Source organism: Streptococcus oralis SK304 (assembly GCF_000287715.1).
GTDB classification, from domain to species: Bacteria; Bacillota; Bacilli; order Lactobacillales; family Streptococcaceae; genus Streptococcus; species Streptococcus oralis_Y.
On the sequence record NZ_ALJN01000006.1, the window covers coordinates 1 to 26,242 of the forward strand.

Annotated in this window: 21 protein-coding genes and 2 pseudogenes; 4 read left to right on the top strand and 19 right to left on the bottom strand. The window is 41.4% G+C overall.

The annotated features are described in order from the left end of the window. Window positions 1-38: 38 nt before the first annotated feature. The 15 genes and pseudogenes from HMPREF1125_RS03295 to HMPREF1125_RS03365 form a co-directional block, all read right to left on the bottom strand. Window positions 39-374, bottom strand: a pseudogene (locus tag HMPREF1125_RS03295) (IS3 family transposase); the annotation flags it as partial. 214 nt (window positions 375-588) lie between these two features. Beyond that, complete coding sequence (locus HMPREF1125_RS03300; RefSeq protein WP_000844575.1) at window positions 589-1,431, bottom strand: aldo/keto reductase; 843 nt, start codon at window positions 1,429-1,431, stop codon at window positions 589-591. 81 nt (window positions 1,432-1,512) lie between these two features. After that, complete coding sequence (gene pgdA / locus HMPREF1125_RS03305) at window positions 1,513-2,901, bottom strand: peptidoglycan-N-acetylglucosamine deacetylase PgdA (RefSeq protein ID WP_000739948.1); 1,389 nt, start codon at window positions 2,899-2,901, stop codon at window positions 1,513-1,515. 104 nt (window positions 2,902-3,005) lie between these two features. Beyond that, window positions 3,006-4,733, bottom strand: a complete 1,728-nt coding sequence (gene ezrA / locus HMPREF1125_RS03310) for a septation ring formation regulator EzrA (RefSeq protein ID WP_000064801.1) — start codon at window positions 4,731-4,733, stop codon at window positions 3,006-3,008. 80 nt (window positions 4,734-4,813) lie between these two features. Further along, window positions 4,814-6,760: a DNA topoisomerase (ATP-hydrolyzing) subunit B gene (gyrB, locus tag HMPREF1125_RS03315; protein WP_000134081.1), complete on the bottom strand. Its 1,947-nt coding sequence runs from the start codon at window positions 6,758-6,760 to the stop codon at window positions 4,814-4,816. 13 nt (window positions 6,761-6,773) lie between these two features. After that, complete coding sequence (locus tag HMPREF1125_RS03320) at window positions 6,774-7,337, bottom strand: HAD-IA family hydrolase (protein WP_025172318.1); 564 nt, start codon at window positions 7,335-7,337, stop codon at window positions 6,774-6,776. Window positions 7,338-7,426: 89 nt separating this feature from the next. Further along, the gene (locus HMPREF1125_RS03325) at window positions 7,427-7,975 is read right to left on the bottom strand and encodes a DJ-1 family glyoxalase III (RefSeq protein WP_000169626.1); all 549 of its coding nucleotides are present in this window, start codon (window positions 7,973-7,975) and stop codon (window positions 7,427-7,429) included. 10 nt (window positions 7,976-7,985) lie between these two features. Next, on the bottom strand, window positions 7,986-9,209 hold the full coding sequence (locus HMPREF1125_RS03330) for an FtsW/RodA/SpoVE family cell cycle protein (protein ID WP_000830412.1): 1,224 nt from the start codon (window positions 9,207-9,209) through the stop codon (window positions 7,986-7,988). Window positions 9,210-9,214: 5 nt separating this feature from the next. Then, entirely contained in the window at window positions 9,215-11,704 is a 2,490-nt protein-coding gene (locus tag HMPREF1125_RS03335) for a bifunctional DnaQ family exonuclease/ATP-dependent helicase (protein ID WP_025172319.1), read from the bottom strand. Window positions 11,705-11,903: 199 nt separating this feature from the next. Continuing rightward, window positions 11,904-12,755 (bottom strand): NAD(P)H-hydrate dehydratase, encoded by an 852-nt coding sequence (locus HMPREF1125_RS03340; protein ID WP_000863088.1) that lies wholly within the window; start codon window positions 12,753-12,755, stop codon window positions 11,904-11,906. A gap of 56 nt (window positions 12,756-12,811) precedes the next feature. Next, window positions 12,812-13,585: an HAD hydrolase family protein gene (locus HMPREF1125_RS03345; protein WP_000673617.1), complete on the bottom strand. Its 774-nt coding sequence runs from the start codon at window positions 13,583-13,585 to the stop codon at window positions 12,812-12,814. A gap of 4 nt (window positions 13,586-13,589) precedes the next feature. After that, the gene (locus HMPREF1125_RS03350) at window positions 13,590-14,447 is read right to left on the bottom strand and encodes a bifunctional methylenetetrahydrofolate dehydrogenase/methenyltetrahydrofolate cyclohydrolase (protein ID WP_000057234.1); all 858 of its coding nucleotides are present in this window, start codon (window positions 14,445-14,447) and stop codon (window positions 13,590-13,592) included. A 148-nt stretch (window positions 14,448-14,595) separates the two neighbouring features. Beyond that, window positions 14,596-14,918, bottom strand: a pseudogene (locus tag HMPREF1125_RS03355) (TfoX/Sxy family protein). 33 nt (window positions 14,919-14,951) lie between these two features. After that, on the bottom strand, window positions 14,952-15,686 hold the full coding sequence (locus HMPREF1125_RS03360; protein WP_000140924.1) for an amino acid ABC transporter ATP-binding protein: 735 nt from the start codon (window positions 15,684-15,686) through the stop codon (window positions 14,952-14,954). Continuing rightward, window positions 15,686-16,369, bottom strand: coding sequence for an amino acid ABC transporter permease (locus HMPREF1125_RS03365; RefSeq protein ID WP_001011618.1), 684 nt, complete (start codon window positions 16,367-16,369; stop codon window positions 15,686-15,688). The genes HMPREF1125_RS03360 and HMPREF1125_RS03365 overlap by 1 nt, the downstream gene beginning before the upstream one ends. A gap of 191 nt (window positions 16,370-16,560) precedes the next feature. Between HMPREF1125_RS03365 and HMPREF1125_RS03370 the strand changes: the two genes are divergently transcribed. From HMPREF1125_RS03370 to HMPREF1125_RS03385, 4 genes are all read left to right on the top strand, one after another. Beyond that, window positions 16,561-16,791 carry a DUF1797 family protein gene (locus HMPREF1125_RS03370; protein ID WP_000443577.1) on the top strand — a complete coding sequence of 77 codons (231 nt, stop codon included), beginning with the start codon at window positions 16,561-16,563 and terminating at the stop codon, window positions 16,789-16,791. 237 nt (window positions 16,792-17,028) lie between these two features. Beyond that, a complete protein-coding gene (locus tag HMPREF1125_RS03375) occupies window positions 17,029-19,290 on the top strand; it encodes an ATP-dependent Clp protease ATP-binding subunit (RefSeq protein ID WP_000882489.1) in 2,262 nt (753 codons plus the stop codon). A 131-nt stretch (window positions 19,291-19,421) separates the two neighbouring features. Then, a complete protein-coding gene (locus HMPREF1125_RS03380) occupies window positions 19,422-19,874 on the top strand; it encodes an NUDIX hydrolase (RefSeq protein WP_000431190.1) in 453 nt (150 codons plus the stop codon). Window positions 19,875-19,932: 58 nt separating this feature from the next. Next, on the top strand, window positions 19,933-20,232 hold the full coding sequence (locus HMPREF1125_RS03385; protein WP_000767203.1) for a DUF1827 family protein: 300 nt from the start codon (window positions 19,933-19,935) through the stop codon (window positions 20,230-20,232). A gap of 72 nt (window positions 20,233-20,304) precedes the next feature. Here the strand turns inward: HMPREF1125_RS03385 and metK are convergent, their stop codons facing one another. The 4 genes from metK to HMPREF1125_RS03405 form a co-directional block, all read right to left on the bottom strand. Continuing rightward, a complete protein-coding gene (metK, locus tag HMPREF1125_RS03390; protein ID WP_000003926.1) occupies window positions 20,305-21,495 on the bottom strand; it encodes a methionine adenosyltransferase in 1,191 nt (396 codons plus the stop codon). A 180-nt stretch (window positions 21,496-21,675) separates the two neighbouring features. Next, window positions 21,676-23,019, bottom strand: a complete 1,344-nt coding sequence (locus tag HMPREF1125_RS03395) for a DEAD/DEAH box helicase (RefSeq protein WP_004181712.1) — start codon at window positions 23,017-23,019, stop codon at window positions 21,676-21,678. A gap of 131 nt (window positions 23,020-23,150) precedes the next feature. Beyond that, window positions 23,151-23,966, bottom strand: coding sequence for an endonuclease/exonuclease/phosphatase family protein (locus tag HMPREF1125_RS03400; protein WP_000670866.1), 816 nt, complete (start codon window positions 23,964-23,966; stop codon window positions 23,151-23,153). A 51-nt stretch (window positions 23,967-24,017) separates the two neighbouring features. Beyond that, a complete protein-coding gene (locus tag HMPREF1125_RS03405; protein ID WP_000974084.1) occupies window positions 24,018-26,204 on the bottom strand; it encodes a PTS transporter subunit IIBC in 2,187 nt (728 codons plus the stop codon). Window positions 26,205-26,242: the final 38 nt, after the last annotated feature.

A 26,242-nucleotide genomic window follows, 5' to 3' on the forward strand; every position in this document is an offset into this window, starting at 1 on the left:
TCCTCTTGGAGTCGCTCTAGTTCTGTCATTTCTTCCTAGGTTTTCTTCCGTTTATGTCCCATTTTAGCTGGTCTCCCTCTTGTTTTCTCAACAATAGTATACCCGTTTTTCCTGTATTGCGCCAGCCAATTAAGAAGTATCGTACGACTTGGGAGACCGTATTCAAGAGAAACTCTATCTTTAGTCCAGCCTTCATGTAAGACTTTATTAATCATTTCTTGTTTTAATTCAGGAGAATAGTAACGATTAATCAATTTAATCATGTATCTAAGATTAGAATTGTTTATCCCAAATTTATTTGAAAGCTTCTCTAAGCTATATCCTTGTTTTCTAAGTTCATAGATCTGAACTTTATCTTCATAACTCAATTTCATAATAAAAACACCCCAAAAGTTAGATTTTTTCTGTCTAACTTTTGGGGTGCAGTTCATTTTCAACAGGAGTGTTTTTCTTGTGTCTCATTTTATGGGGGCAGTACCCATCTTATGAGTTTTTATTGTGTACTTATATTGTATATTCAAGATGCAAAAAAGACTAGGATTTAAAATTCCTAGTCTTTGTTATTTCGGTATAAATAGATTATACAAACTAAAAATCCATCTCATCCACACGTGGTGCGCCCGAAGTCACTGAAATTGTCTTTAAGACTTCTCGCTCGTCTTTGCTGAGTTCAATTCCAAAACAGTCAAGATTGCTCTGTATGCGAGAGGCTGTCACTGACTTAGGTAGAGGTAAAAATCCTTCTGCCAAACTCCAAGCCAAGGCAATTTGAGCCACTGATTTCCCATGCTTAGTAGCAATTTCTTGGACTTCTTTCTGTTCAAACAACTCCCCTTGCCCAAAAGGCCCCCAAGCCTCTAAGAGAATTCCTTTCTCTTTACAGTAGTCAACCACTTCCTCTTGATAAACTCCTGGTGCCAAGCGTACCTGATTGACCGCCGGAATGACTCTTACTGTCTCAAGCAAGGCATCCAAATGATGGGGAAGGAAATTACTAACGCCGATAGCACGGATTTTGCCTTCTTTGTAAAGATCCTCCATCGATCGCCAGACTTCAGCATTGCGAGTTTTCCATTCGTCATTTTCTCTTAGTGGTTTTGGATTTGGCCAATGGATAAGGTACAAATCTAGATAATCCAATCCCAGTTTTTCCATTGATTCTTCAAATGCTTGGCGAGTTTCATCATAGCTGTGATTAGTATTCCAAAGTTTAGTCGTTACAAAGATTTCTTGGCGTGGAACACCGCTATCTCGAATAGCACGACCAACACTTTCCTCATTTTTATAGATAGCTGCAGTATCGATATGACGATAACCAGCCTTTAAGGCTTCTAAAACAGCTTGGTAGGCTACTTCTCCATTTTCAGCCTTCCATGTTCCAAATCCTAGAACAGGAATTGAAACTCCATTATTAAGGGTATATGATTTCATCGTTTTTCCTTTCTATGTGAAGAAAATCTAAAGAAACAAAGTCCTGATTAGCAGTACACTTGCCCCTTTAGATTTTAACAATTATTGATCACGATCGTAATACATCTCGTGAGCTTTCAAGCGAGAATTGAGCAATTCAGGAACGGTCACAAATGTATACCCTTCACCCTTTAGATACTCAATGACACTTGGTAGAGAATTAACAGAAGGACCATGGATATCGTGCATGAGAATGATAGAACCATTACGAACTTGGTGTTGAATTTCTGTCAAAATAGCAGCTTCATTCTTACTCTTCCAGTCTAAACTATCCACATCCCACATGATAAAACTCAAATCAAGACTATTTCGAATATCATCAGTGATGGCACCATAAGGTGGGCGCATCAGTTTAGAGCTTGATCCTAAAACTTGAGTTAACAAATTTTCTGTATCAGTGATTTGCTTTTTAGCATCTTCGAGGGATAATTTAGAAAGGACAGGATGATCCCAGCTATGATTTCCCACAACATGGCCTTCCGATTTCATTCGTTTCAGAAGATTTTCATTTCCTGCTATGTTTTTTCCAAGTACAAAGAAGGTTGCCTTTACACCGTACTTAGCCAAGGTATCCAAAGCTTGTGGAGTTGTAGTCGGATTTGGACCATCATCAAAGGTCAAGGCTACAACCTTTTTATTTTTCTTAGCAAAGTAAGATTGGTAGAGTTCCGAATCCTTTTCTAATAGATAAGAGGACTCAATGACATCAAAGAAACTGGATATTGGTAAAGCAATTTCTTCAACAGTCTCTTCAGAATTAGCAGGATAAAGAATGATTTGACTATCTTTATAATCAAAACTCCAAGATGATAAGTCCTGATCTGTGAAGTTTTTTACAACTTGATCAATTTTTGCCTGGTCAAGTTTCTTATCTTCTAGAGTTGATTTGACCTGACTCAGTAAGAGTTCCTTAGCCTTGCTTGCATCTTTGAAGAGTTTGCTGAGGTCAAAATCTTTCCCATCTTCAGTCAAGAAAATTTTTCCTAAAGAAGTCTTTTCTTTTTCTTCAACCTTAGATGCAGACAAATCGTAGACTTGCTTACTGATATTACGAGTAACAACTCCCTTTAGGACGGGATCCAGCTGCTCAGTATAATAAAAGACCAAATCCTCTTTATCTTCTAGCTTTTCTTTGATATCCTGGTTGATTTTTTCTCTAATAGACGCAATGACTTCCTCTCCTTGCAGAGGGTAGTAGGCAATCACCTCAGCTTGCCCTTTTCGGAAATGGTCCTTCTGACTACCTGAGTTGAATTGCTGGTCCTTTTCGCTTTTTAATGCTTCAATTTTTTGTTCATAAGATTGCTTTTGTAGAACCTTGTAGCCAATGGCACTTCCTAAAAGAATCATAGCGATTCCTAAGATCCCAACAAAGGAAAGCAATATACTTCTCTTTTTATCGTGAGAAACACGGTTCATATTTTTCTTCATATTTCCATCATATCAAATCAAAGCTATTATTTCAATGATAAACAGGTAATCTAGCTCCATTTCAAAAAATAAAGAAAAAGCTTAGAGTTCTCTAAGCTTCTATTTTAAAAGCGAATTACTTCACGTGTTTTTTCATATGAAGTCACAAAACGATTTGTAACTCCTGGTTCTGCAACTTCCAAGGCTTGGGAAATCTTCTCAAATGATGCCCGATAGTCAAACTCTTTCTCAAAAATTTCAAGTGCTTCGTTGAAAGCCTCTTGGATGCGTTCATCAAATGAACGGTAGCGATTTGAGTATTGAAGAAGTTGCTCTGTCAAAGTTGCATACTGAACAATGTCATATGTTTCTGTCTCAAGTACTACCATATCATTCGTTGCAATTTCAAGAATTCGCTTAACAGATTCAATATTAACCTGCGGTTGTTCTAGCTCCGCCATCAAATCTTCAGTGTTATGACTTGCAGTAAAGAAGAGTTTCAAGAAACTTTGAGGGATTCCTGGTAAGTTTCGCTTCTCCATGTAACGTTTGATAGTGTGCAAACGATTCACATAGACATTTGCTTTTTGGCGAGCATTGAGGTCATCTTTTTCAATTTGCGCAAGTCGTTCGCTCACAGAAATTTGCTCATCTTCAATATCTTTGAGATTGCTTTGAAGCATTTCCAACTGTTCTTCAAGAGCAGAGTAGGCTTGTGTTGACTCACCTTGATCCTCTGTCACTTCCATGATTGCCGTATCAAGTGCAGCCAATTCTGCTTGAAGACGACGAACATGATTTCCATCGCTTTCAGGAAGAAGGTAGGTTTTAGTCAAGCGTTCAAGGTCTTGAACAAGCACCTGATTATTTTCTTTCAAGTGGTTGAGATAAGTTGGTAATGTCGAAAGAAGACTTTCAACCACTTTTTGAGCTGCAATTTCGCGAGTGAAGATATTGTAAAGCGCATTGATTTCTTCTTGAATGCGATTATTTTCATACTCTGCATTGTCCAACTCCAACTGACGAATGTTTTCTTGATTATTCTTCAAAGATTCATGCAAAAGTTGAAAACGTGACTCAATATCTGTTTCAGCAAAGTGATAGTTGGCATCCAAAAGCTTACGATAGCCTTCTTCCAAATCTGCTAATTGGTCTGGTAATTCCATTGTCAAGGTTTCAACAAGAGCTGGAATCCGATCAACAATATGCGTTAGAGCAAGAATATGATTTTCAGTATCATCTAAGATTGCTGCAGCTTCAACTGGGTCACCTGATGAGTTAAGGGTAACGAATTGAGAGAATTCCGATTGGATATTTTCCAATTGTTTCTCAATCTCAGGAAGAGCTTTTCCATATTTCTCTGCGTCCTCTGCAACCGTATGTTGAAGGGTTTCAAATAAGTCCAAAGCATGTAGGACGCGACCACTGTTCTTAGATTCTTGCTTTTCAAGTTCAGAAAGGGCATTGCGAATAGCTGCAATGTCTTCTTCAATCAAACTAATCTGGCTTTCAATTTGATCAATCTTGTGAGTTGCTTTAAAGAAACGGAAAGAATTATTGTAGTTTTCAGCTTCAAAGAGGTGATTTTCGATGTCTGCAAATGAGTTCAGAGATAAATCAACCCATTTTTGATTCCATTCACGAAAGGTTACCTGACTTTGACCAATCAAGTGCATATTTTTAACGGCTTCAACCTCATCATTTACAGGAAGGTTGTAGAGTTCTTCTTTTCTTTCTTCAAGCGCCGTTAATCTGCTTACATTACGCTTACGTAGGAAAATGGCTGTTACATAAGCTAAAATCAGAATGACCGCAATCGCAACCATTAGATAAATTAGTTGTCCATTAGACATATCAAACTCCTTTTATACTAGAAACAATCGTAATGATTATATCATATTTTTTAAACCAAGGGAACTATTTCCCACATTTTTTAGACGTCAAGTGTACTGTAAACAGCGTTTTCTTCGATAAATTCGCGACGAGGCTCTACCCGATCGCCCATCAACATATCAAAGATTCTATCTGCTTCAGCAGCATCATCTACTGAAACACGCGCCATCAAGCGATGTTCTGGATCCATGGTTGTTTCCCACAATTGGTGGTCATCCATTTCTCCTAATCCCTTATAACGTTGGATGGTTGGCTTTGAGCGCCCTTCACTATGACGTACTAAGGCTTCTTGGAGTTTAATTTCTTGATCTGTACCTGGCTGGATGTATTCTTTGATCTCACTTCCAACTTTAACCCCATAAATCGGTGGTTGGGCAATATAAACATAACCAGCTTCTAGGATTGGTTTCATGTAGCGGTAAATCAAGGTTAGCAAGAGAGTTCGAATGTGGGCTCCATCAACATCGGCATCAGTCATCAAAACGAGTTTTTGGTAACGAGCCTTAGTGACATCAAATTCTGCACCAAATCCTGTCCCCATGGCTGTGAAGAGACTCCGAATTTCTTCGTTAGCAAGAATTTTATCCATGCTAGCCTTTTCAACGTTCAAGATCTTACCACGAATTGGTAAGATAGCTTGGAACTCACGGTTACGACCAGATTTGGCTGATCCACCAGCTGAGTCCCCTTCGACGATGAAGAGTTCGGTTTCAGCTGGGTTGTTAGAAGAACAGTCTGCTAGTTTTCCTGGAAGATTGGAAATTTCCAAACCAGATTTTTTACGAGTGACTTCACGCGCACGCTTGGCAGCCACACGAGCCTTGGCAGCCAAAATTCCTTTTTCCACGATACGCTTGGCAATCTGTGGATTTTCCATGAGAAAATCAGAGAAGGCATCGCTGAAGAGGCGATTGGTGATCTTGACCACTTCACTATTGCCCAGTTTGGTCTTGGTTTGTCCTTCAAACTGCGGGTTTGGATGCTTGACAGAGATCACAGCAGTCAAACCTTCACGGACATCTTCCCCTGTTAGGTTGTCTTCATTGTCTTTTAGCAGCTTATTTTTGCGGGCATAATCATTGATAACACGCGTCAGTGCTGTACGGAAACCTTGCTCATGCGTTCCACCTTCATGGGTGTGAATATTATTGGCGAAACTCATGACGTTTTCGTGGTAACCAGTTGTGTACTGCATGGCTACTTCAACTGTGATATCATCCATCTCACCGTCTGTGTAGATTGGTGTATCAAAGATAACATCCTTGTTCTCGTTAATATATTCAACGTAGCTAGCAATCCCACCCTCATAGTGATATTGTTTAGTCTGTTCGAGACCTTCACGCTTATCTGTGATGGAAATTCGAAGACCTCGGTTCAAAAAGGCTAGTTCTTGAATACGTTTGTTTAATTTTTCAAAGTCAAAGGTCGTTGTTTCTGTAAAAATCTCTGGGTCCGGCGTGAAGTGAACTGTTGTTCCGGTTCTATCCGTATCTCCAACCACCTCAAGATCAGCAACGACATTCCCACGGTGGTATTCTTGATAATAAATTTTTCCGTTTTTATGAACCCGAACATCTAGTTGAGTTGAAAGGGCATTTACTACTGATGACCCCACACCGTGCAATCCACCTGAGACCTTGTATCCGCCACCGCCGAACTTTCCTCCAGCGTGAAGAACAGTAAAGACGGTCTCAACAGCAGGACGTCCTGTCTTTTCCTGAATGTCAACAGGAATTCCACGCCCATCATCTACAACAGTGATGGAATTATCTGGCTCAATAAGGACTTGGATATGACTGGCAAATCCTGCTAGGGCTTCATCAATTGAATTATCAACGATTTCCCAGACTAGATGGTGAAGGCCTTCTTTTGAAGTCGACCCAATATACATACCTGGACGCATACGAACGGCTTCCAACCCCTCCAAAACTTGAATTTGACTGGCATCATAATCCTGTGCCTGTTGATTTTTGATTTCTTCTGTCATTTTTTCCCTTTTCTTACATGTCTATTGCTTGTCTCAGTGTCACAACGTTTTTAAAAAGATAGGCATCTAAGCCGGCAGCTTTCCCTGCTTCTACATCAATATTCCTGTCTCCAATGACCAAACCAGATGTAATATGATATTTATCACGTAAATAAATCATGGACTCAGGATCTGGTTTTCGTTTGAAACCGGAACTGGCAGTCACAACTTCTGTGAAATAGTCAGCTATCTGAGTCTTTGCAAGAAGTTCTAGAACTTGGTCATTTCGATGAGAAACTAAGAAATGACGGCCACCCTTGTCAGAAATGTCTTTGAGTAGTTCTGGAATTCCCTCAAACAAAACTGGGTATTCTAGCTCACGCGCTTCATTTTCTTTGTAGTTTTCTAAAAAATTCTCGATGTCTGGGGCAAACTTCTCGATAGCAAAAGCTGTCGAAACCTTCAAGGCTCCGTAAACACGGTCGTGTTCTTGCTCTATTCCGTATTGGGCTAAGGTCTCTACAAAGGCTGCTGTAGAAGTCTCATAGTTATCCAATAGGGTACCACCTAAATCCCATATATAGTCGTGATATTTCATACCCTTCATTATACCATCTTTTTACGAAAAAAGCGATGATTTCCTAGATTTTTCCAAGCAAAAACGAGAGCCGAACTCTCGTCTTACTGTTAATTTCCAAAGACATCTTGATAGAGCATGCCGACTCGTAAACTTTCTGCATCTCCTCCCAACTGCTCTACCAGCTCATAGGCAAAGGCAAGGGCAGTTGACGGTCCTCGGCTAGTTATTAGATTGCCATCCACAACTACTGTTTCCTTTCGGTAAATTCCGTCACTGATGTTTTCCTGAACACCGTCATAGCAGGTAAAGTGCTTGTCTTTCAGGACACCTGCTTGATGAAGGACGATTGGAGCTGCACAGATGGCTGCAATTTTCTTTCCTGCTTGGTCAAAGGCTTTAATCTCAGAAATGAGGGCTGGATTATCCCGTAGGTGAGCTGAGCCTGGCATGCCACCTGGAAGAACTACCAAGTCATAGTCGGACAAATCACCATCAAAGATACGGTCGGCTTTTACCTGTATGCCATGTGATCCTGTCACCTGCTCTTCAAATCCTACCATATCACAAGAAATGTTTACTCGGCGCAAGACATCGACTACTGTCAAGGCTTCAATTTCTTCAAAACCCTGTGCTAAGATAACTGCAACTTTTGTCATAGTGGCCTCCTTATTTGATTTGTTTTAGAACGACTTTCTTTCGTTTGAATGGAACTTTTCCACTTTTCTCCTCTGCTAGATTGGTCTGGTAACTCATAGATAAGAGGAGACCGACACCAATGAGGTTGCTAATAATTGCGGAGCCCCCTTGAGAGATGAAAGGTAGAGGAATCCCTGTCAAAGGAAGTAAGCCTGTCACGGCACCGATATTTTCAAAGATATGGAAGAGCAACATCATGATAAAACCAGTCGAAATGTAGGTGTAGAACTGGTTATTTGACCTGAGAGTAATCTTCAACATCCGATAGATGAGAAGTAAGTACAAGGCAACGACAAAGACCGAACCAATGAAGCCAAAATCCTCAGCAATCACCGTGAAAATCATATCACTCTCACGTACTGGAATGAGGAGATTGGACACATTGAAACCTTGCCCAAACAAGCCACCACTTCCAATCGCAATTTGTCCCTGCGCCTGTTGATATGTTGTTGTTTGTGCAAAGTCAAAGGGATTGAGCCAAGCCAAGATGCGGTTGATCTGGTAAGTTGGCATCCCAATCTGATGCAAGAAGGCACGTCCATCCTTGCTTATAAAGATGGCCATGAAGCCTGCAACTGCAGTCACTCCTGTCGCAAAAACAGGAATGATGATCTTCCACGAAACACCTGAAAGGAGGACCATGCCTGCAAAAATAGCTACAAAGACCAAGGCAGTCCCCAAGTCACTTTGTAGGGCTAAGAGGATCAAGACTGGTATGGTAAAGGCGATCATCCAACCAATCAATAGGAAATCCAAGGGAATAGTCCGTCGCCATTCCTTGTGTTTTTGAGTGAATCTTACAATGGCTCGAGCCAACATCAAGATATAGGAAATCTTCATGAATTCCGATGGCTGGAAAAGTGTCGTTCCACCAATCGATACCCAGTTCTTGGCACCTGTTGACGCTACAAGATTTGGATTGTAGAAAACAAGGGGGAGGACCATCAAAGCCAACCCTAGACCATAAAGATAGGGAGTCACCTTCCATAAAAACTCGGTATTAAAGAACATGACCACAAATCCAATGACAAGCCCCAAGGCAATCCAAGCGATTTGCTGACCTAGAATTGGTAATACATTATTTGGATAGTCATGACTAACTGCTATATAAATGGCCACTACTCCAATCACCAGTAAACAAAACACTGGTAGGAGGAGGCTATAATCGACTCGAGAGTCGAAGGAACGTTTCATATTTTTTACCTTTTCTCTTTCTTGGATTTTTCTTTCATTCTATTGCGACGAGATTGGAGAAAATCAGCTACAGCAGGCTCTAGCTGTTCTCTAGAAAGAACCTGAACAGCCCTTTCTTTTGACAAGGCCTGAGCAATTTGTTTGCCGTAACGCTTGCTAACGACACGACTGTCTAAGATTAGAGCAATCGAACCTTGGTCAGATCGTCTAACAGTACGACCAAGGGCTTGCTTTAACCGAATGATCGCCATCGGTAACTGATAATCATAGAAAGGATTCTTCCCTTCTTGACGCAGTTCTTGGTTTAATTTTTTGGTTAACGGTTCTTGGGGATTTTGGAAAGGCAATCTCGGAATCACTTGGATTACGCAAGGATGGGTAGAAAAGTCAACTCCTTCCCAGAAACTACCTGTTCCGAGCAAGATCTGGCGTTCGCCTTTTTCAAAACGTTTTTTCAGTTGGCTTGGTTCCCCATTTTTATACTGAGCTAGATGCGGTTGGTCGAGCAGGTCCGAAACTGCCAGCAGCATTTCTTTTGAAGTAAACAAAACCAATAAGGGTTCTTGAAAGGCCTGTAACCTTCGAATGACAGAAGCCACTTCACTAGCATAGTCAAAAGGCGAAACTTCTGTCACAAGAGGAAAGTCATTGACTAGAAAGACTTCTTGTTGCTCCTGTTTTGCTACATCAAGCTTAACAAGCGGAGCATCTGGAAATCCCAACAAATCTGCTAAGGAAACCCGATTACTGATTTCAAGAGTGGCCGATACTCCTAGGAGCCTACAATCTTCTGGCAATAGGTCTGCTAGTATAAAGCGGCCTTTTTTACTTGAACAAATCAAGACATCCTTGATCGATTTCTCTGCTGTAGCAAGCCAAAATTCACGGTCCGAGGTGAAAAAGTTTGCAAGTTCTCGATACTCTGGGAGAGCTAACTCCGAAAAATGCTGGCGCAAGTGTTCGAGAGAATCCAACCACTTTCCATTCTTCAGACCTGACTGATAGTGCTCCATCAAGTAACGACATTCAAATCCGATACTCTCAAGCAAGCGTTTCTGAACCAAATCTTCCTCTGACTCTATGGACTTATCAAGCTGGGTTACAAGTTCCTCAAGGCGATAAGCCTGCTGGGCTAGATTTTCAAGGGCTAGCAGCATTTTTTGAGCTTCATCCAAAATTACCAAACGGTTGTCAACAAACTCTGGATTGTCTTCCAAACGAGTGACCAGATAGGCATGATTAGTCAAGAGAACGCGACTGGTCTTGGCCTTTTCCTGCCCTCGTTTCCAAAAATCCTCTGTAGCAAATAAACTTTTCTTTGAAAGCTTACCATCGTGGACTAGTTCCGGCAGAAAGTGCTGGTAGCGATAAAGCTGCCCGATTTCGTCCAAGTCACCAGTCTCTGTCTCTGTTAACCAGATGAGCAGTTGCATTTTAAAACGTGTGAAAAGGCGATTGGACTCCGGTCGATGGAGGACTCGGTGAAAGGCATCCAATTTCAAGTAATTTTGAGGCCCCTTGAGACTATGAATCTCCAGATGGAAGACCTCTTTTAAGCGCTGACCTTCTTCTTGCATGATTTGATTTTGAAGAATTTTGGTCGGAACACTCACTAGGATACCTGTTTGACTCTCCAAGTTCAAAGCAGGGAGGAGATAACCATAAGTCTTGCCCAGTCCCGTTTGAGCTTGGATAAAGGATGTCTGGTGTTCTTCCAATAATTGCTCAATCTTCTCCGCAAAATCCAGCTGTTGCGGACGGTCCTCCAGCCCCAATAAAGAAATATTTTTAGCAAAATCTTTGGATAACTTTCGTGGGACTAAGGCTTTGCTTTCCTTTTTGAGGAAAAGCCCATGAAGCTCCATCAAGTCGGGCGAAGATAAGAGAGATTGTTGCTGGTAAACCTCCTCAATCACCAGATAACTTTCATAGAGAAGGTTGTCTGCAAGGTCTAACAAGCTTTCTAAAAGCCCTTTAGGTAGCTCAAAAAGTTTTTGACGCATGTAAAGCAAGAGTTCAGCTGTTGCCTGAGCATCTGACAGGGCAGTATGGGCATGTTCCAGCTCAATGCCCAACTCTTGACAAAGGATACCTAAGTTATACTTTTCAAACTGAGGATACAGAACTTGGGCAAGCTCAACTGTATCCACTCGCGGTGTGCGCAATTCATATCCTTCAAAAAAGAGAAATTCCGCAAGAAGGTTGGCATCAAACTGTACATTGTGCGCAACAAAAATACCGTCCTTAACCAATTCAAAAATTTTTCCGGCCACCTGAGAAAACTCTGGTGCCGCAGCCAAACGCTGATCGGTCAGACCCGTTAATTCTTTGATATGAGAATCCAAGGGTTCATGGGGATTGACATCAGTCGCATACTGATCGATGATTTCACCATTCTCAATCACCACAATGCCTACTTGAATAATTTTTGCCTTGCTTCCGGTGCTGGTCGCCTCTAAATCAACGACCACATACCGATCATTTCTTGCATTCATCATTAAAAATTATATCAAAAAAAGCATGATTTGACACCCCTCAACTTTGATAACAATCTCGCTTTTCTTTTGAGTTTGAGTAAAAATCAAGACCTTAAAAGTGAGAATTCCTCGTAAATTCAGCAGTTGATTGCTGGTTCTGAGGTATTTGAAAACCTTATCAACAAACCTACGTCAACATAAAAAGACAACCAAGGTATTAGCTGCCTTTTTGAGATATTTTTTTCATTGTTTTCGGAAGAGCTTTACTAATTTCGGTAGGCAAGACAAGGTAATTTTCTTGAGCTAGTTCTTGCGCGATAGCTGAATGAAGGTGAGTCGCTACCACCACTCTCTCATAGAGACTGACTTGGTGAAACTGACCTGCAAAACCAGCAATCATCCCAGCTAGAGTATCTCCCATCCCACCAGTTGCTTGATAGGGGCCTCCAACCTGTAACTGATAATATTCAGACTGACCAGCTTGCCAGATACGAGTTGCTGGACTTTTCTCGATAAGAATCGTTTCTTGAGGAAAAGCTGAAAGAGCCCTAGCAGTCGTCTCTGTATTTTGATGGTCAAGAACTATACCAGACAGTCTTTCCCATTCCTTTTGGTGGGGAGTTAGGATGAGCTGACTGGAAGGAAATGGTAACTTGCCTTTTGCTAAGATGCCCAAAGCACCACCATCTGCAATCAAAATCTGGTCATTTCTGAGCTTATCAAAAACCCGTTTTACGAGTTTATCTCCAAATGCATCCTCTCGCAAACCCGGACCTAACAAGACAACTTCTGCCTTTTCTAACTGTTCTTTTAACAATTGCTGGTCTTGAAGAGAAAAAGCCATGGCCTCAGGCAAATGGCTATGCAGAGCCGGAATATTCTCCTTATCCGTGCCAACAGTCACCAACCCTGCCCCACTTTTGACAGCTGCAATGGCTGACATGATGATAGCTCCCCCATAAGGATAGGTCCCTCCCAGCAAGAGCAGACGACCGTAATCTCCCTTATGACTGTGACGAGAACGTTCAATAATGACTTTTTCTAGTAAAGTTTGATCAATCACTTTCATCGTTATTTTCCTCTCACTCCATTATACTACAAAAGGAGGTTCAGACCTCCTTTTATCTATTTTCCCTTAAATTCCGCAAAGGTCTGTAAGATTTTAGCTGCCACTGCTGGAGAAGGTTCTCCTTTTAGCTCAAACATTTCATCTGCATATGGACTAAGGCCAGCAAAATCTCCTATCTGGACAGAGTAGAGAGATGTTTTAAACAGTTCAATATCATTTTGGTCATTTCCAAAAGCAATGAAGTTCTCTCCACACAATTTTTCAACAGTTTTCGCCTTATGAGTATCCCAGGGGTTGACATAAAGGCACTTTTCATGAGCATGATAGGACAGATGAGCCTGCCCCAGTCTTTCTAGCTGACCAAGCAGGTCATCAAGCAAATCCTCATGGTCGCCCATATAAACGACTACCTTAATCGGAGTACCCAAGTCCTCGAGTTTCTGATGACGAGCTACCTTTAGGGGATCCACACTAGAGATAAATGGAATCTTCTCCACGATCTGACCACTATAGTCAAAGCAATCATCTGCAAAGAAAGGGAGATTATAGGTCAGGCAATAATCCACTAGCGCCTGATAAACTCTAGTATCGAGATTCCTTTCGAAAACAGCCTTCCCCAGATGATAGGCTACGCCTCCATTCAACCCTATGACCAAGCGCTGACTGAGATCGGTACCTAATAAGCCCAGACAATCCCGATATGAGCGAGCTGAGGCAAATACAACCTCATGTCCATAATCGCTAGCCTTTAAAAGAACCTGCTTAATCTCCTCATCTATGGTCATGTAGTCAAAAGATAGCGTTCCATCCAGGTCAAATACGAATTTCATCTTCCTAGTCCTTGTTTAGTGTTCGAAGCGCTGCCTGATAGGTTTGCTCCATCAGCATGGTAATGGTCATAGGACCAACTCCACCCGGTACAGGTGTGATGTGACTAGCAAGTGGTACAATGGCATCATAATCAACATCTCCGCAAAGCTTGCCGTTTTCATCTCGGTTCATCCCAACGTCAATGACAACCGCTCCTGGTTTGACAAAGTCAGCAGTCACAAACTTAGCGCGACCGATTGCAACCACAAGAATATCTGCTTTAGCAGCTACCTTGGCAAGGTTATGGGTGCGTGAGTGAGTCAAGGTCACAGTCGCATTTTTAGCCAAAAGAAGCTGAGCCATTGGCTTTCCGACAATATTTGAACGACCGATAACAACCGCATTTTTACCTTCTAGATCAATCCCATACTCATGAAACATTTCCATAATTCCTGCAGGTGTCGAAGGAATCATAACTGGATGCCCAGACCATAAGCGTCCCATGTTTAGCGGATGGAAACCATCCACGTCTTTTTCGGGGTCAATGGCTAATAAAACTGCCTCTTCGTCAATATGTTTTGGTAAAGGTAACTGGACCAAAATCCCATGCCAAGCTGGATCTTGATTGTATTTGGAAATCAAGTCTAACAATTCCGCTTGGGTAATGGTCTCTGGAACTCGCACTACTTCACTACGGAAGCCAGTAGCGAGAGCTGACCGTTCCTTATTACGAACGTAGACTTGGCTGGCAGGATTGTCCCCCACCAAAATCACTACCAATCCTGGAACTAAACCTGTTTCTTCTTTTAGTTTGGCAGTCTTTTCAGCCAACTGTCCTTGTAACTTAGCCGCAAGAGCCTTCCCATCAATAATCTGTGCCATATCTCTTCTCTTTTCTATCAGATATCCCCTATTATAACAAAAAATACCTTGTCATTCTAACATTTCTTGACTAATGGACCTTATAGTCAAAAACTATAAGAAAAAGCCCTTATCGAGCTTTTTTACCTATTTATATTAGGCAAATCTGTCATGCTTTCTTTTTAAACTTTAGGAGCCGGTAAGACTTCATACATATCCTTAATTAATCTCATTAGAAATGACTTATCTTCAAGGTCTTCTATCAAAATCATCTCTTTGGCTCCTTCATAAGGACGTTCAAGCCTAGTCTGTCCCAGTTGATCCATGACCACCTTCACAGGCTTCAGTAACAAACGATTATCATAGATTCCCCCAATAATCTTCCCACGATAATAAAGGATATACTCTCCCATCATTGGACGATAACTCATCTCCTCTAGCTTATGATAGCTGTTCGAGAATAAAATCTAAATATTCTTTACTGGAAGCCATGATGCCTACTCCATTTCTTCTAAAAATGAGGTCTTACAAAACTTTACTCAAAAATTCCTTGGTCCGTTGTTCTTTTGTTTGATCGAAAATCTTCTCAGGCGTTCCATCTTCGACAACAACTCCATCCGCCATAAAGATAACATGGTCTGCTACCTCACGCGCAAAGCCCATTTCATGCGTCACAATCACCATAGTCATCCCCGACTTGGCAAGGTCTTGCATCACAGCTAGAACTTCTCCAACCATCTCAGGGTCTAGGGCTGAAGTCGGCTCATCAAAAAGCAAAACATCTGGTTCCATAGCAAGTCCACGTGCAATGGCAATCCGTTGTTGCTGACCACCTGACAAACTCTGTGGATAGGCCGTCGCCTTATCTGGCAAGCCAACTTTTTCTAACAGTTCCTGTGCTCTTTTCTCCGCAACTTCCTTGCTTTCTCCTTTGGTTTTAATTGGTGACAAAGTGATATTTTCCATCACTGTCATATTGGGAAAGAGGTTGAATTGTTGGAATACCATGCCCATCTTTTCACGCATAGCAAAAAGGTCATTTTTCTTATCAGTGATATCAACTCCTTCAAAGATAACCTTACCTTTACTTGCTTCTTCAAGGAGATTCATCGAACGAAGTAGAGTTGACTTCCCGCTACCTGACGGACCGATAATGACCACAACTTCTCCTCGTTTAATCTCAAGGTTGATGCCTTTTAAAACTTCATTTTTCCCAAAAGACTTATGTAATTCTTCAATTTTAATCAAGGTTTCTGTCATTATTTCTTGTCTCCTTGTCCAATATGTTTTTCAAATGCTTTCAACGCCACTGTCAAAACAGAGGTCATAATCAAATAGTAAAAGGCTGCAAATAAAAGGGGAGTCAACGGTAAATAAGTTGTTGTCGCTACAGTCGTTGCACCATTCCACAACTCCATCACCCCAATCGCAGACAAGAGGGAACTATCCTTGATAATGGTGATAAATTCATTTCCCAGAGCTGGAAGAATATTTTTGATAGCTTGTGGCAAAATGACATAACGCATGGCATTTTTCGGACGAATACCTAAAGAATATGCGGCCTCTAACTGCCCTTTAGGAACCGCATTGATCCCTGCACGAACAGTTTCTGAAACGTAAGCTCCACTATTCATAGAAATAATCAGAATACCAGGAATCAAACGAGAAAAATCAACTCCTAAAATTCCCACTTGGATAGTCGGAGCATTGATATGCATAAGAGCAAAGGCAATCATAATCTGAACCATCATCGGAGTTCCACGGAAGATCCAAACATACACATTGGCAAACCAAACGAGCGGTTTAAAGCGTGATCGCTGAGCAAAGGCCAGTAACACACCTATAATAGTTCCTAAGCAGACAACAAAGATGGAAATTAACACGGTAATCAGAGCACCATAATTAAAATAAGGTAAATACTTTGGTAAAAAAGAAAAATTCATATTCAATCAACTTTCTATGTATTAGATTGTATGATTATAACATGAATTGAATTAAAATTCAATCCTTTTTCACCAATTTTAACAACTAACTTGTTAGAACAGAGAAATAGAGAGAAATCACAGTTTTTTTCTAGTCAACTACCTCTTGTTTATGGTAAAATAGAAACGATAAGAAATGGAGGAGAATCAAAATGGAATCACATTTGGTTAGAATCATTAACCGCCTAGAAGCAATGACAAAAGATGGTGGAAATCTAAAACGTAATTTTGAACGTGAAGGTGTTGTTGTCGCAGAAGTTGCCTACAGCCACGACGAAGAAAACGGATCACTCTTTACCCTTCGCGATGTAGAGGCTCGTGAAACTTATACTTTTGATAGCATTGATTTGATTGCAATGGAGATCTACGAACTCCTTTACTAATATAAAAACAACGGGCAGTAAGGCCCGATGAATGAGAATCCTTTTTGTCACCACAAATGGGATTTTTTCTTACCTTCAATGTCGCTTGATTCTCCATAAATCCTTCTTTTAAAAACGAACACTTCCCAATCTTTTTACTTGCTTTACACCTTAATCATGCTATAATGAGAGTATAAAACTTTGACTATTCTTGACCTTTTTCTTAGGCCAAGAATACGAATGAAATGAGGTAGATGTATGCTCTGTCAAAACTGTAAAATTAACGACTCAACAATTCATCTGTATACCAATATCAATGGACAGCAAAAACAAATTGATCTCTGTCAAAATTGCTATAAAATTATCAAAACAGATCCAAATAATACCCTCTTTAAAGGAATGACTGACTTAAACAATCGTGACTTTGATCCTTTTGGAGACTTTTTCAATGATTTGAACAATTTCAGGGCTTCTTCAAATAACGTCCCTCCAACTCAATCCGGTGGGGGATACGGAGGCAATGGGGGATACGGACCTCAAAACCGCGGACCTGTTCAAACACCTCCTCCTAGCCAAGAAAGAGGGCTCCTAGAGGAATATGGTATCAACGTGACTGAAATAGCTCGTCGAGGAGATATTGACCCTGTTATCGGCCGAGACGAGGAGATTATCCGCGTTATAGAAATCCTCAACCGTCGAACCAAAAACAATCCTGTCCTTATCGGAGAACCAGGTGTTGGTAAAACAGCTGTTGTCGAAGGTTTAGCTCAGAAGATTGTCGATGGCGATGTTCCCCATAAACTCCAAGGCAAACAGGTCATCCGTCTGGATGTGGTCAGTCTAGTTCAAGGAACAGGGATTCGAGGCCAATTTGAAGAACGCATGCAAAAGCTCATGGAAGAAATTCGCAAACGCGAGGACATCATCCTCTTTATCGACGAAATCCATGAAATTGTTGGTGCAGGGTCAGCAGGTGATGGCAATATGGATGCAGGCAATATCCTGAAACCAGCCCTTGCCCGTGGTGAATTGCAATTGGTTGGCGCTACTACTCTCAATGAATACCGTATCATTGAAAAAGATGCTGCTTTGGAACGTCGTATGCAGCCTGTCAAAGTTGATGAACCAACTGTCGAAGAAACCATTATCATCCTCAAAGGGGTTCAAAAGAAATACGAAGACTACCATCACGTCAAGTACACAGACACTGCTATCGAAGCTGCTGCAAATCTTTCCAATCGCTATATCCAAGACCGCTTCTTGCCAGACAAGGCTATTGACCTGTTAGATGAAGCTGGTTCTAAGATGAATCTGACGCTGAACTTTGTTGATCCTAAAGTGATTGATCAGCGTTTAATTGAAGCTGAGAATCTCAAGGCTCAGGCTACTCGAGAGGAAGACTTTGAAAAGGCTGCCTATTTCCGCGATCAGATTGCCAAATACAAGGAAATGCAGAAAAACAAGGTGACTGACCAGGATACTCCTATCATTAGCGAGAAAACCATTGAGCATATCATTGAGCAGAAAACCAATATTCCTGTCGGAGAACTCAAAGAAAAAGAACAGTCTCAGCTTATCCATCTAGCAGACGACCTCAAAGCTCATGTCATTGGTCAAGATGAAGCTGTCGATAAGATTGCCAAAGCCATCCGTCGTAATCGTGTTGGTCTTGGAACTCCTAACCGCCCAATCGGAAGTTTCCTCTTTGTCGGACCAACTGGTGTCGGTAAGACAGAACTGTCCAAACAACTAGCCATTGAACTCTTTGGTTCTGCTGACAGCATGATTCGCTTTGATATGAGTGAATACATGGAAAAACACAGTGTGGCTAAATTAGTCGGAGCCCCTCCAGGTTATGTTGGCTACGATGAAGCGGGTCAGTTAACGGAAAAAGTTCGTCGTAATCCTTACTCACTCATCCTTCTCGATGAGGTCGAGAAAGCCCATCCAGATGTCATGCACATGTTCCTTCAAGTCTTAGACGATGGCCGTTTGACAGACGGGCAAGGACGTACAGTTAGCTTTAAGGATGCCATCATCATCATGACCTCAAATGCCGGTACTGGTAAGGCCGAAGCCAGCGTTGGTTTTGGAGCTGCTCGTGAAGGTCGAACCAACTCTGTTCTCGGTGAACTCGGCAACTTCTTTAGTCCTGAGTTTATGAACCGTTTTGACGGCATCATCGAATTTAAACCTCTCAGCAAGGACAACCTCCTCCAAATCGTCGATCTCATGCTAGCGGATGTCAACAAACGCCTTTCTAGCAACAACATCCACCTCGATGTGACAGACAAGGTCAAGGAAAAGTTGGTTGACCTAGGTTATGATCCCAAAATGGGAGCACGCCCACTCCGTCGTACCATTCAAGACCATATCGAGGATGCTATTACAGACTACTACCTTGAAAATCCAAGCGAAAAAGACCTCAAGGCAGTCATGACAAGCAATGGTAAGATTCAAATCAAATCTGCCAAAAAAACTGAAAAAACAGAAGAGGTTACTTCTGAAAAAGAAGAATAAAACGACCTAACAGGTGCAGGAAGTCTATCATTTTCTGCACCTTTTTTTACTAAAATAACTGTAAATTCTTGACAGCTAGCCCCTCGTCCATTATGATAATAATAAAGACACTAGAGAATGAGGAAAAAGCAATGGAAAACCCCACTTTTGGTGAAAAAAAAGAGAATGTAACCTACCAGCCCCGCTATGGTGTGTACGCAGTTATTCCGGATGCAGAAAAAAAACAAATTGTCCTAGTTCAAGCTCCCAATGGTGCTTGGTTCTTGCCAGGTGGAGAAATTGAAGCAGGCGAAGATCATCAAGAAGCACTGAAGAGAGAACTAATCGAAGAACTAGGCTTTACAGCTGAGATTGGAACCTATTATGGGCAAGCTGATGAGTATTTCTACTCTCGCCACCGTGATACCTACTACTACAACCCAGCTTATCTCTATGAAGCTACTTCTTTCCAAGAAGTACAAAAACCATTGGAAGATTTTAATCATATTGCTTGGTTTCCTATTGATGAAGCAATTGAAAAACTCAAACGTGGTAGCCATAAATGGGGAATTGAAGCTTGGAAAATCCAACATGGAATTGACTAAATTGCACGATTTTATCCAAAAAGTGCTATAATAGAGTTAGAAAATCGGAGGAACTGTTATGAAGCTTATCAACACGACTAATTCACACTCGCAACTTGTTAAAAGCCAATTAGAAAGTACTGACGCAACTCTTGTTGAGGTCTATTCGGCCGGAAATACAGATGTGGTTTTCACACAAGCCCCGCTTCACTATGAAATCCTCATTTCGAACAAACACCGTGCTATTCGTGAACCCGAAATTGAAACCATCCAAGACTTCTTCTTGAAACGTAAAATCGACAAAGAAAGTATCGATGAAGCAAATATCAAAACCCTCTATTCGGATAAATTGATTGAGATCTCAATCCCTATAAAATAAGAAGACCAGCTTTTAAGCTGGTTTTCACTTGCAAAAAAGATTGGTAGTTGTGTACTACCAATCTTTTTTATTTTATTTCACAGCTTCTTTCAAAGCCTCTACCTTGTCCAAACGTTCCCATGGAAGGTCAATATCTGTACGTCCCATGTGTCCATAAGCCGCTGTTTGACGGTAAATTGGACGTTTAAGATCCAGCATTTGGATAATTCCTGCAGGGCGAAGATCAAAGGTTTGACGCGCTGCTTTTTCAAGTTTGCTTTCAGCTACTGTTCCTGTACCGAAAGTATCGATACGAACAGAAACAGGCTGTGCCACACCGATGGCATAGGCCAATTGCACTTCTACTTTCTTAGCAAGACCTGCTGCCACGATATTCTTGGCAATGTAGCGAGCTGCATATGACGCAGAACGATCCACCTTAGTCGCATCCTTACCAGAGAAGGCACCGCCACCATGACGAGAATAGCCACCATAGGTATCCACGATGATCTTACGACCAGTCAAACCTGAGTCTCCTTGAGGTCCACCGATTACAAAGCGGCCAGTCGGATTGATGAAGAATTTTGTTTGCTCATCCAAGTAAGAAGCTGGAATAACTTCTTTGATAACCTTGTTAATCACATCTTGATGGATTTGTTCATTAGTAGCTTCTGGATCGTGCTGAGTTGAAATAACGACTGTGTCCACACGTACTGGACGATCATTTTCATCGTACTCAACTGTAACTTGTGATTTGGCATCTGGACGAAGATAACTGATTTCACCAGACTTACGAAGTTCTGCCAAACGACGAACCAACTTGTGGCTGAGTGAGATTGGCAATGGCATGAGTTCTTCTGTCTCATCCACTGCAAATCCAAACATGAGACCTTGGTCACCAGCACCAATCAAGTCAAGCGGATCTTGATCTGCACTTCCACGGACTTCCAAGGCTTCGTTAACACCTTGGGCGATATCCGGTGACTGCTCAACAAGCGATGGATGAACTCCAACTGTTTCCGCAGAAAAACCATATTCTGCATTCGTATAACCAATCTCTGCAATGGTATCACGAACCACACGGTTGATATCCACATAGGCATTTGTAGAAATTTCACCAAAAACATGGACAGAACCAGTGTATACAGCTGTCTCAGCAGCAACGTGCGCCTCTGGATCCTTTGCTAAAATAGCATCCAAAATCGCATCTGAAATTTGGTCTGCAATCTTATCTGGATGCCCCTCAGATACAGATTCAGACGTGAATAATTTACGTTCTGACATAAAAATGTCCCCCCTTAAAAAATATTGTTATAGAGTTACAAAGTACTGATAGAAATTTCTACCATCTTATCGGGACTATATAACCTTATCATTATACCACTTTTTACTCATTTTTGCATTCTTTTCGATGATTTATAAAATGAAGTTACAAAAAGGAGCCATTCAGCTCCAATTTTGTTCTTAAAATGTTTGGCGTTTGGCTTTCCGCTCTGCACGCCCACGTGCACGATTTTCAGCACGCTTGATTTTGCGACGTTTTTCATCCACCGCCCATTGAATCTTCTTCTTATAGCCAGGTTTGACTTTTTTCTTTTTCTTTTTAACCAAGCCAATCATTTCGATATCAAGCTTATCCTGCTTCTTTTCACGATTGGCACGACGATCACGGTCATAGGTATCTTGAAACTCTCCGTCTTTGACCATCTTAGGAGTAAACTTGATCCCTAATTTCTCCAACTCACGGATATCCGAGTCATCACTAGGCTGGTAAAGGGTAATAGCTGTACCAGGAAGACCATTGCGTCCAGTACGTCCAACTCGGTGAACAAAGAAGGACAAGTCTTGCGGAATGGCATCATTGATAACATGGCTGACCCCTTCAATATCAATTCCACGCGCTGCCAAGTCCGTTGCGACAATGTACTCAAAATCCAGATTTTTCACCTGGTTCATGATCCGCTTGCGTTCACGAGGAGCAATATCTCCATGAATCTTAGCTACCTTCAATCCTTGAGCAGTCAAGTAGGCATGTAACTCATCAGCACGCGTTTTTGTGTTAACAAAAATCATTGCTAAATAAGGCTGCATCAACTGAGTCAGCTGGTAAATTTGAGCATTCTTGTCGCGACCCTTGGTCGAAATCAACCAGTTATCAATCGTATCTGAGATGACTGTCTTGGTCTTGATTTTTTCCATGACAGGATTTGACAAGTATTTTTTCAAGAACGGTTGCAATTTTTGTGGAATGGTCGCTGAAAAGACCATGAATTGCAAGTCTTTTGGAAGGCTCCCTGCAATCTTATCGACTGTCTCCAAGAATCCCATATCCAAGGTCATATCGGCTTCATCAACTACAAATGTCTTAGCCTTGTGAATAGCCAAATCACCAGATTTGACCAAGTCATAGATGCGACCTGGCGTTCCGATAACGATATGTGGTTGGTTGCTGGCCAGTTTTTCAATCTGACGCGCCTTATCCGTACCACCCACATAATTAACCACACGAACTTCGACATCTGAGTGAGCTGCAATCTGACGAGCTGCTTGGTAGATTTGAGTGGCCAACTCACGACTTGGTGCAGTAATGACCGCCTGCACACTATCGCTAGTTTCATCTAATTGCTGAAAAATGGGTAGTAAGAAAGTGTGGGTCTTTCCTGAACCTGTTTTTGACTCGCCCACCAAGTCACGACCTGCCAAGACAATAGGAATCAACTTTTCCTGAACTTCGGTAGGAGTCGTAAACTTCAACTCCTCCAAGGCTTCTGCTATATAATTTTTAAATTGAAATTTCTTAAATGACATACTATCCTCGATTCTATCCTTTCAATTATACCATATTTTGTCCTATTTCAGTAGCTTCATTTGAATCTCAGTCCTGTATTAAAGATTCAAGTAGCTTAAAAGGTTGGAACCTCTGATTCCAACCTCTTTCATTATTTCCAGGTCAATACAGCATTCAAACCATAGTGGTCACTGACTTGTGGACCATTTTGGCCATCAAAAACTACATGCAAACTTTCCACTTCTAAGTCTTTTGTCGTAAAGACATAGTCGATTCGTAGTGATTCGGTATTGCCTTTCCAGCCATCAATTTCTGGTGGAACGGTATAGCTACCACTTCTTTCTTTCGCAACTTCAAACGCGTCTTGTAATCCTAATGGGCTAGCTAAAATCGCTTGATAGCCTTCCTGACCAGCTGGGTTGTTGAAATCTCCAGCTAAAATCAGAGGTTTGTTCAACTCTTTTAATACAGCCTCAAATCGTGCCCATTCTTCTTGGAAACCTTTATCCCACCAAGAGAGATGGACACTTGCAAGAGCAAGTTCCTTGCCTTCAACCTCTGTCTCAGTTAAGACAACACGGCGAGTATGGTAGTCCGTTGGATCATCTACATCTGATACTAAAATCTCACGCGCCTTAATAGGTGTTTTGGATAAGATAGCTACACCTTCATGGTAGCGGTCATAGCCAATATGATTATAAGCCCAAGTCCAGTAGTAGTTTTTCCCTTTCTCAGCCAATTTTTCAACCAGAAGTCGTACATAGTGATCCTGATGAATAGGTTCTGCTGATGGCAAAGCTTGATAGTGATTGTTAACCTCTACCTCCGGCGAAGTCATTTCTTGATTAATTTCTTGAAAACAGATCAAATCATAATCTTTGTCAAGAATATCTTGGAGCAAGAGCTGGAATTTTTCCTCTGCTTCTTTTTCCATCCAACTATGAGTATTGAGTGTTAAAAATTTCATGCTTTTCTCCTAAAACAAGAGGTTGGAAAACAGCTTCCAACCTCGAGTATATTACAATTCTACTTTAGCAACTGCTGTTTTAGCTGCAAGAGAACCTGTTTGTTCTAATTTAACTGATTTGATAGCATCACCATTTGTAAAGACAACCACTGTTGATGTTTCACGACCTGCTGCACGGATAGCATCCAAGTCAGCTGTAACAAGAAGATCACCTGCTGCAACCTTTTGTCCTTCAGAAACGTGAACAGTAAATGGTTTTCCTTCAAGGCTTACAGTATCCAAACCAATATGAACAAGTACTTCAAGACCTGATTCAGTAACAAGTCCAAGTGCATGTTTTGTTGGGAAGATACTTGATACAGTACCTGTAACTGGAGATACAATGTTTCCATTTGCTGGTTCTACTGCAAAACCATCACCCATCATTTTTTGAGCAAAGACTGGATCTTTCACTTGTTCCAAGGCAATAACTTGACCGTCAGCTACTGAGTAAACTTCCTCAGTTACACCTTTAAAATGTACAGTATTTTTTTGAGCTTCTGTCATTTGGCTTGGAAGAGTTTCAGGAATTACTTCACCTGAGTCAAGGATGTCTTGGATATCAGATTTCAATACGTCAGCTTTTGGTCCGTAGATAGCTTGGACACCTTGTCCTTTCATGACAAGACCCATAGCGCCTTCTGCTTTCCATTGTTCCTCAGTACCAACACGATCTGCATCCTTAACAGTTACACGAAGACGAGTCATACATGCATCTACATCTACGATGTTTGCACGACCACCAAGAAGGTTAATGATATTTACAGCTTGAGAAGCTGCTGCAACTTTTGTTTCTCCTGGAGTTGCATCTTCTGATGCTCCTTCAGCAGTTTCATAGTTTCCGTTACGTCCTGGAGTTGCATAGTTGAATTTCTTAATCATGAAGTTGGCAATGAAGTACATGATGACTGCAAAGAGGACAGTTACCCAGATAAAGTTAATGATATCCATACCAAGACCAGCGTTGATAGCTAGCGGAGTACGAGTCAAGAATTCAATTGAACCGAATGAGTGCACACGAAGGTGAACAATATCAGCCATAGCGAAGGCAGCACCTTGAACAACAGAATATACAAGATAAAGAGGTGTTGCAACAAACATGAACATGTATTCGATTGGTTCAGTAACCCCTGTCAAGAAAGTTGCAAGAGCTGTTGCAATCATCATTCCTTTGTATTGGTGTTTCTTGTCTGCTTCAACATTGCGGTAGATAGCAACGATGACACCCATCAAGATACCGAATGAACCAATCATTTGACCAACTTTGAAACGAGCTGGGTGAACAGTATCTAACAAGTGTTGGTATTGACTAGCATCAGTACCTTTAAGGTTTACAAGGTCTGTTACCCATGCAAGCCATAGTGGGTCTTGACCGAATACTTGAGTACCTTTAGCTGCACCAGTTAAAATGTCATAAGTACCACCAAGAGCTGTATAGTTCATTGGGATAGTCAACATGTGGTGAAGACCAAATGGCAAGAGCAAACGTTCCAAAGTACCATACAAGAATGGTGCAAGAACAGGTGCTGTTTCTTGTGAATTGGCAATCCAGATACCAAAGTTGTTGATACCTGTTTGAACAACTGGCCAGAAAGCTGCAAGTACAATTGCTGCAATAGCTGAACGAAGGATGACAACGAATGGTACGAAGCGTTTCCCATTGAAGAATGAAAGCGCATCAGGAAGTTTACGGTAGTTGTAGTATTTGTTAAAGGCAGTTGCCCCTACAAAACCAGAGATAATCCCTACAAAAACACCCATGTTCAATGCTGGTGCTTCAAGAACACTGATGAAGTAATCAGAAACTTTGATTGAGCCTCCAAAGAGGGTAGTGACCATAGCCTCAGGGTTTTTCAGCATATCACTTGTAACTCCAAAGATAGTACCAGTGATACGGTTGATTAAGATAAAGGCAAGTCCTGCTGCAAATGCACCGCCTGCACGTTCTTTAGCCCAGCTACCACCGATAGCAAGAGCAAACAAAATATGAAGGTTACCGATAACTCCCCAACCGATTTGCTCAAGAATTCCACCTGTAATAACAAGTGGGGCAAGATTTGGGTCAATCAATGCAAGCGACTTACCGATTGAAATCATCAATCCAGCCGCTGGCATAACAGCGATAACCACCATTAGAGCCTTACCGAATTTTTGCCAAAATTCGAAAGACAAGACATTTTTGAATGTATCTTTCATCATTCAAATCTCCTTTATATTTTTTAGGCAAACGTTTTACG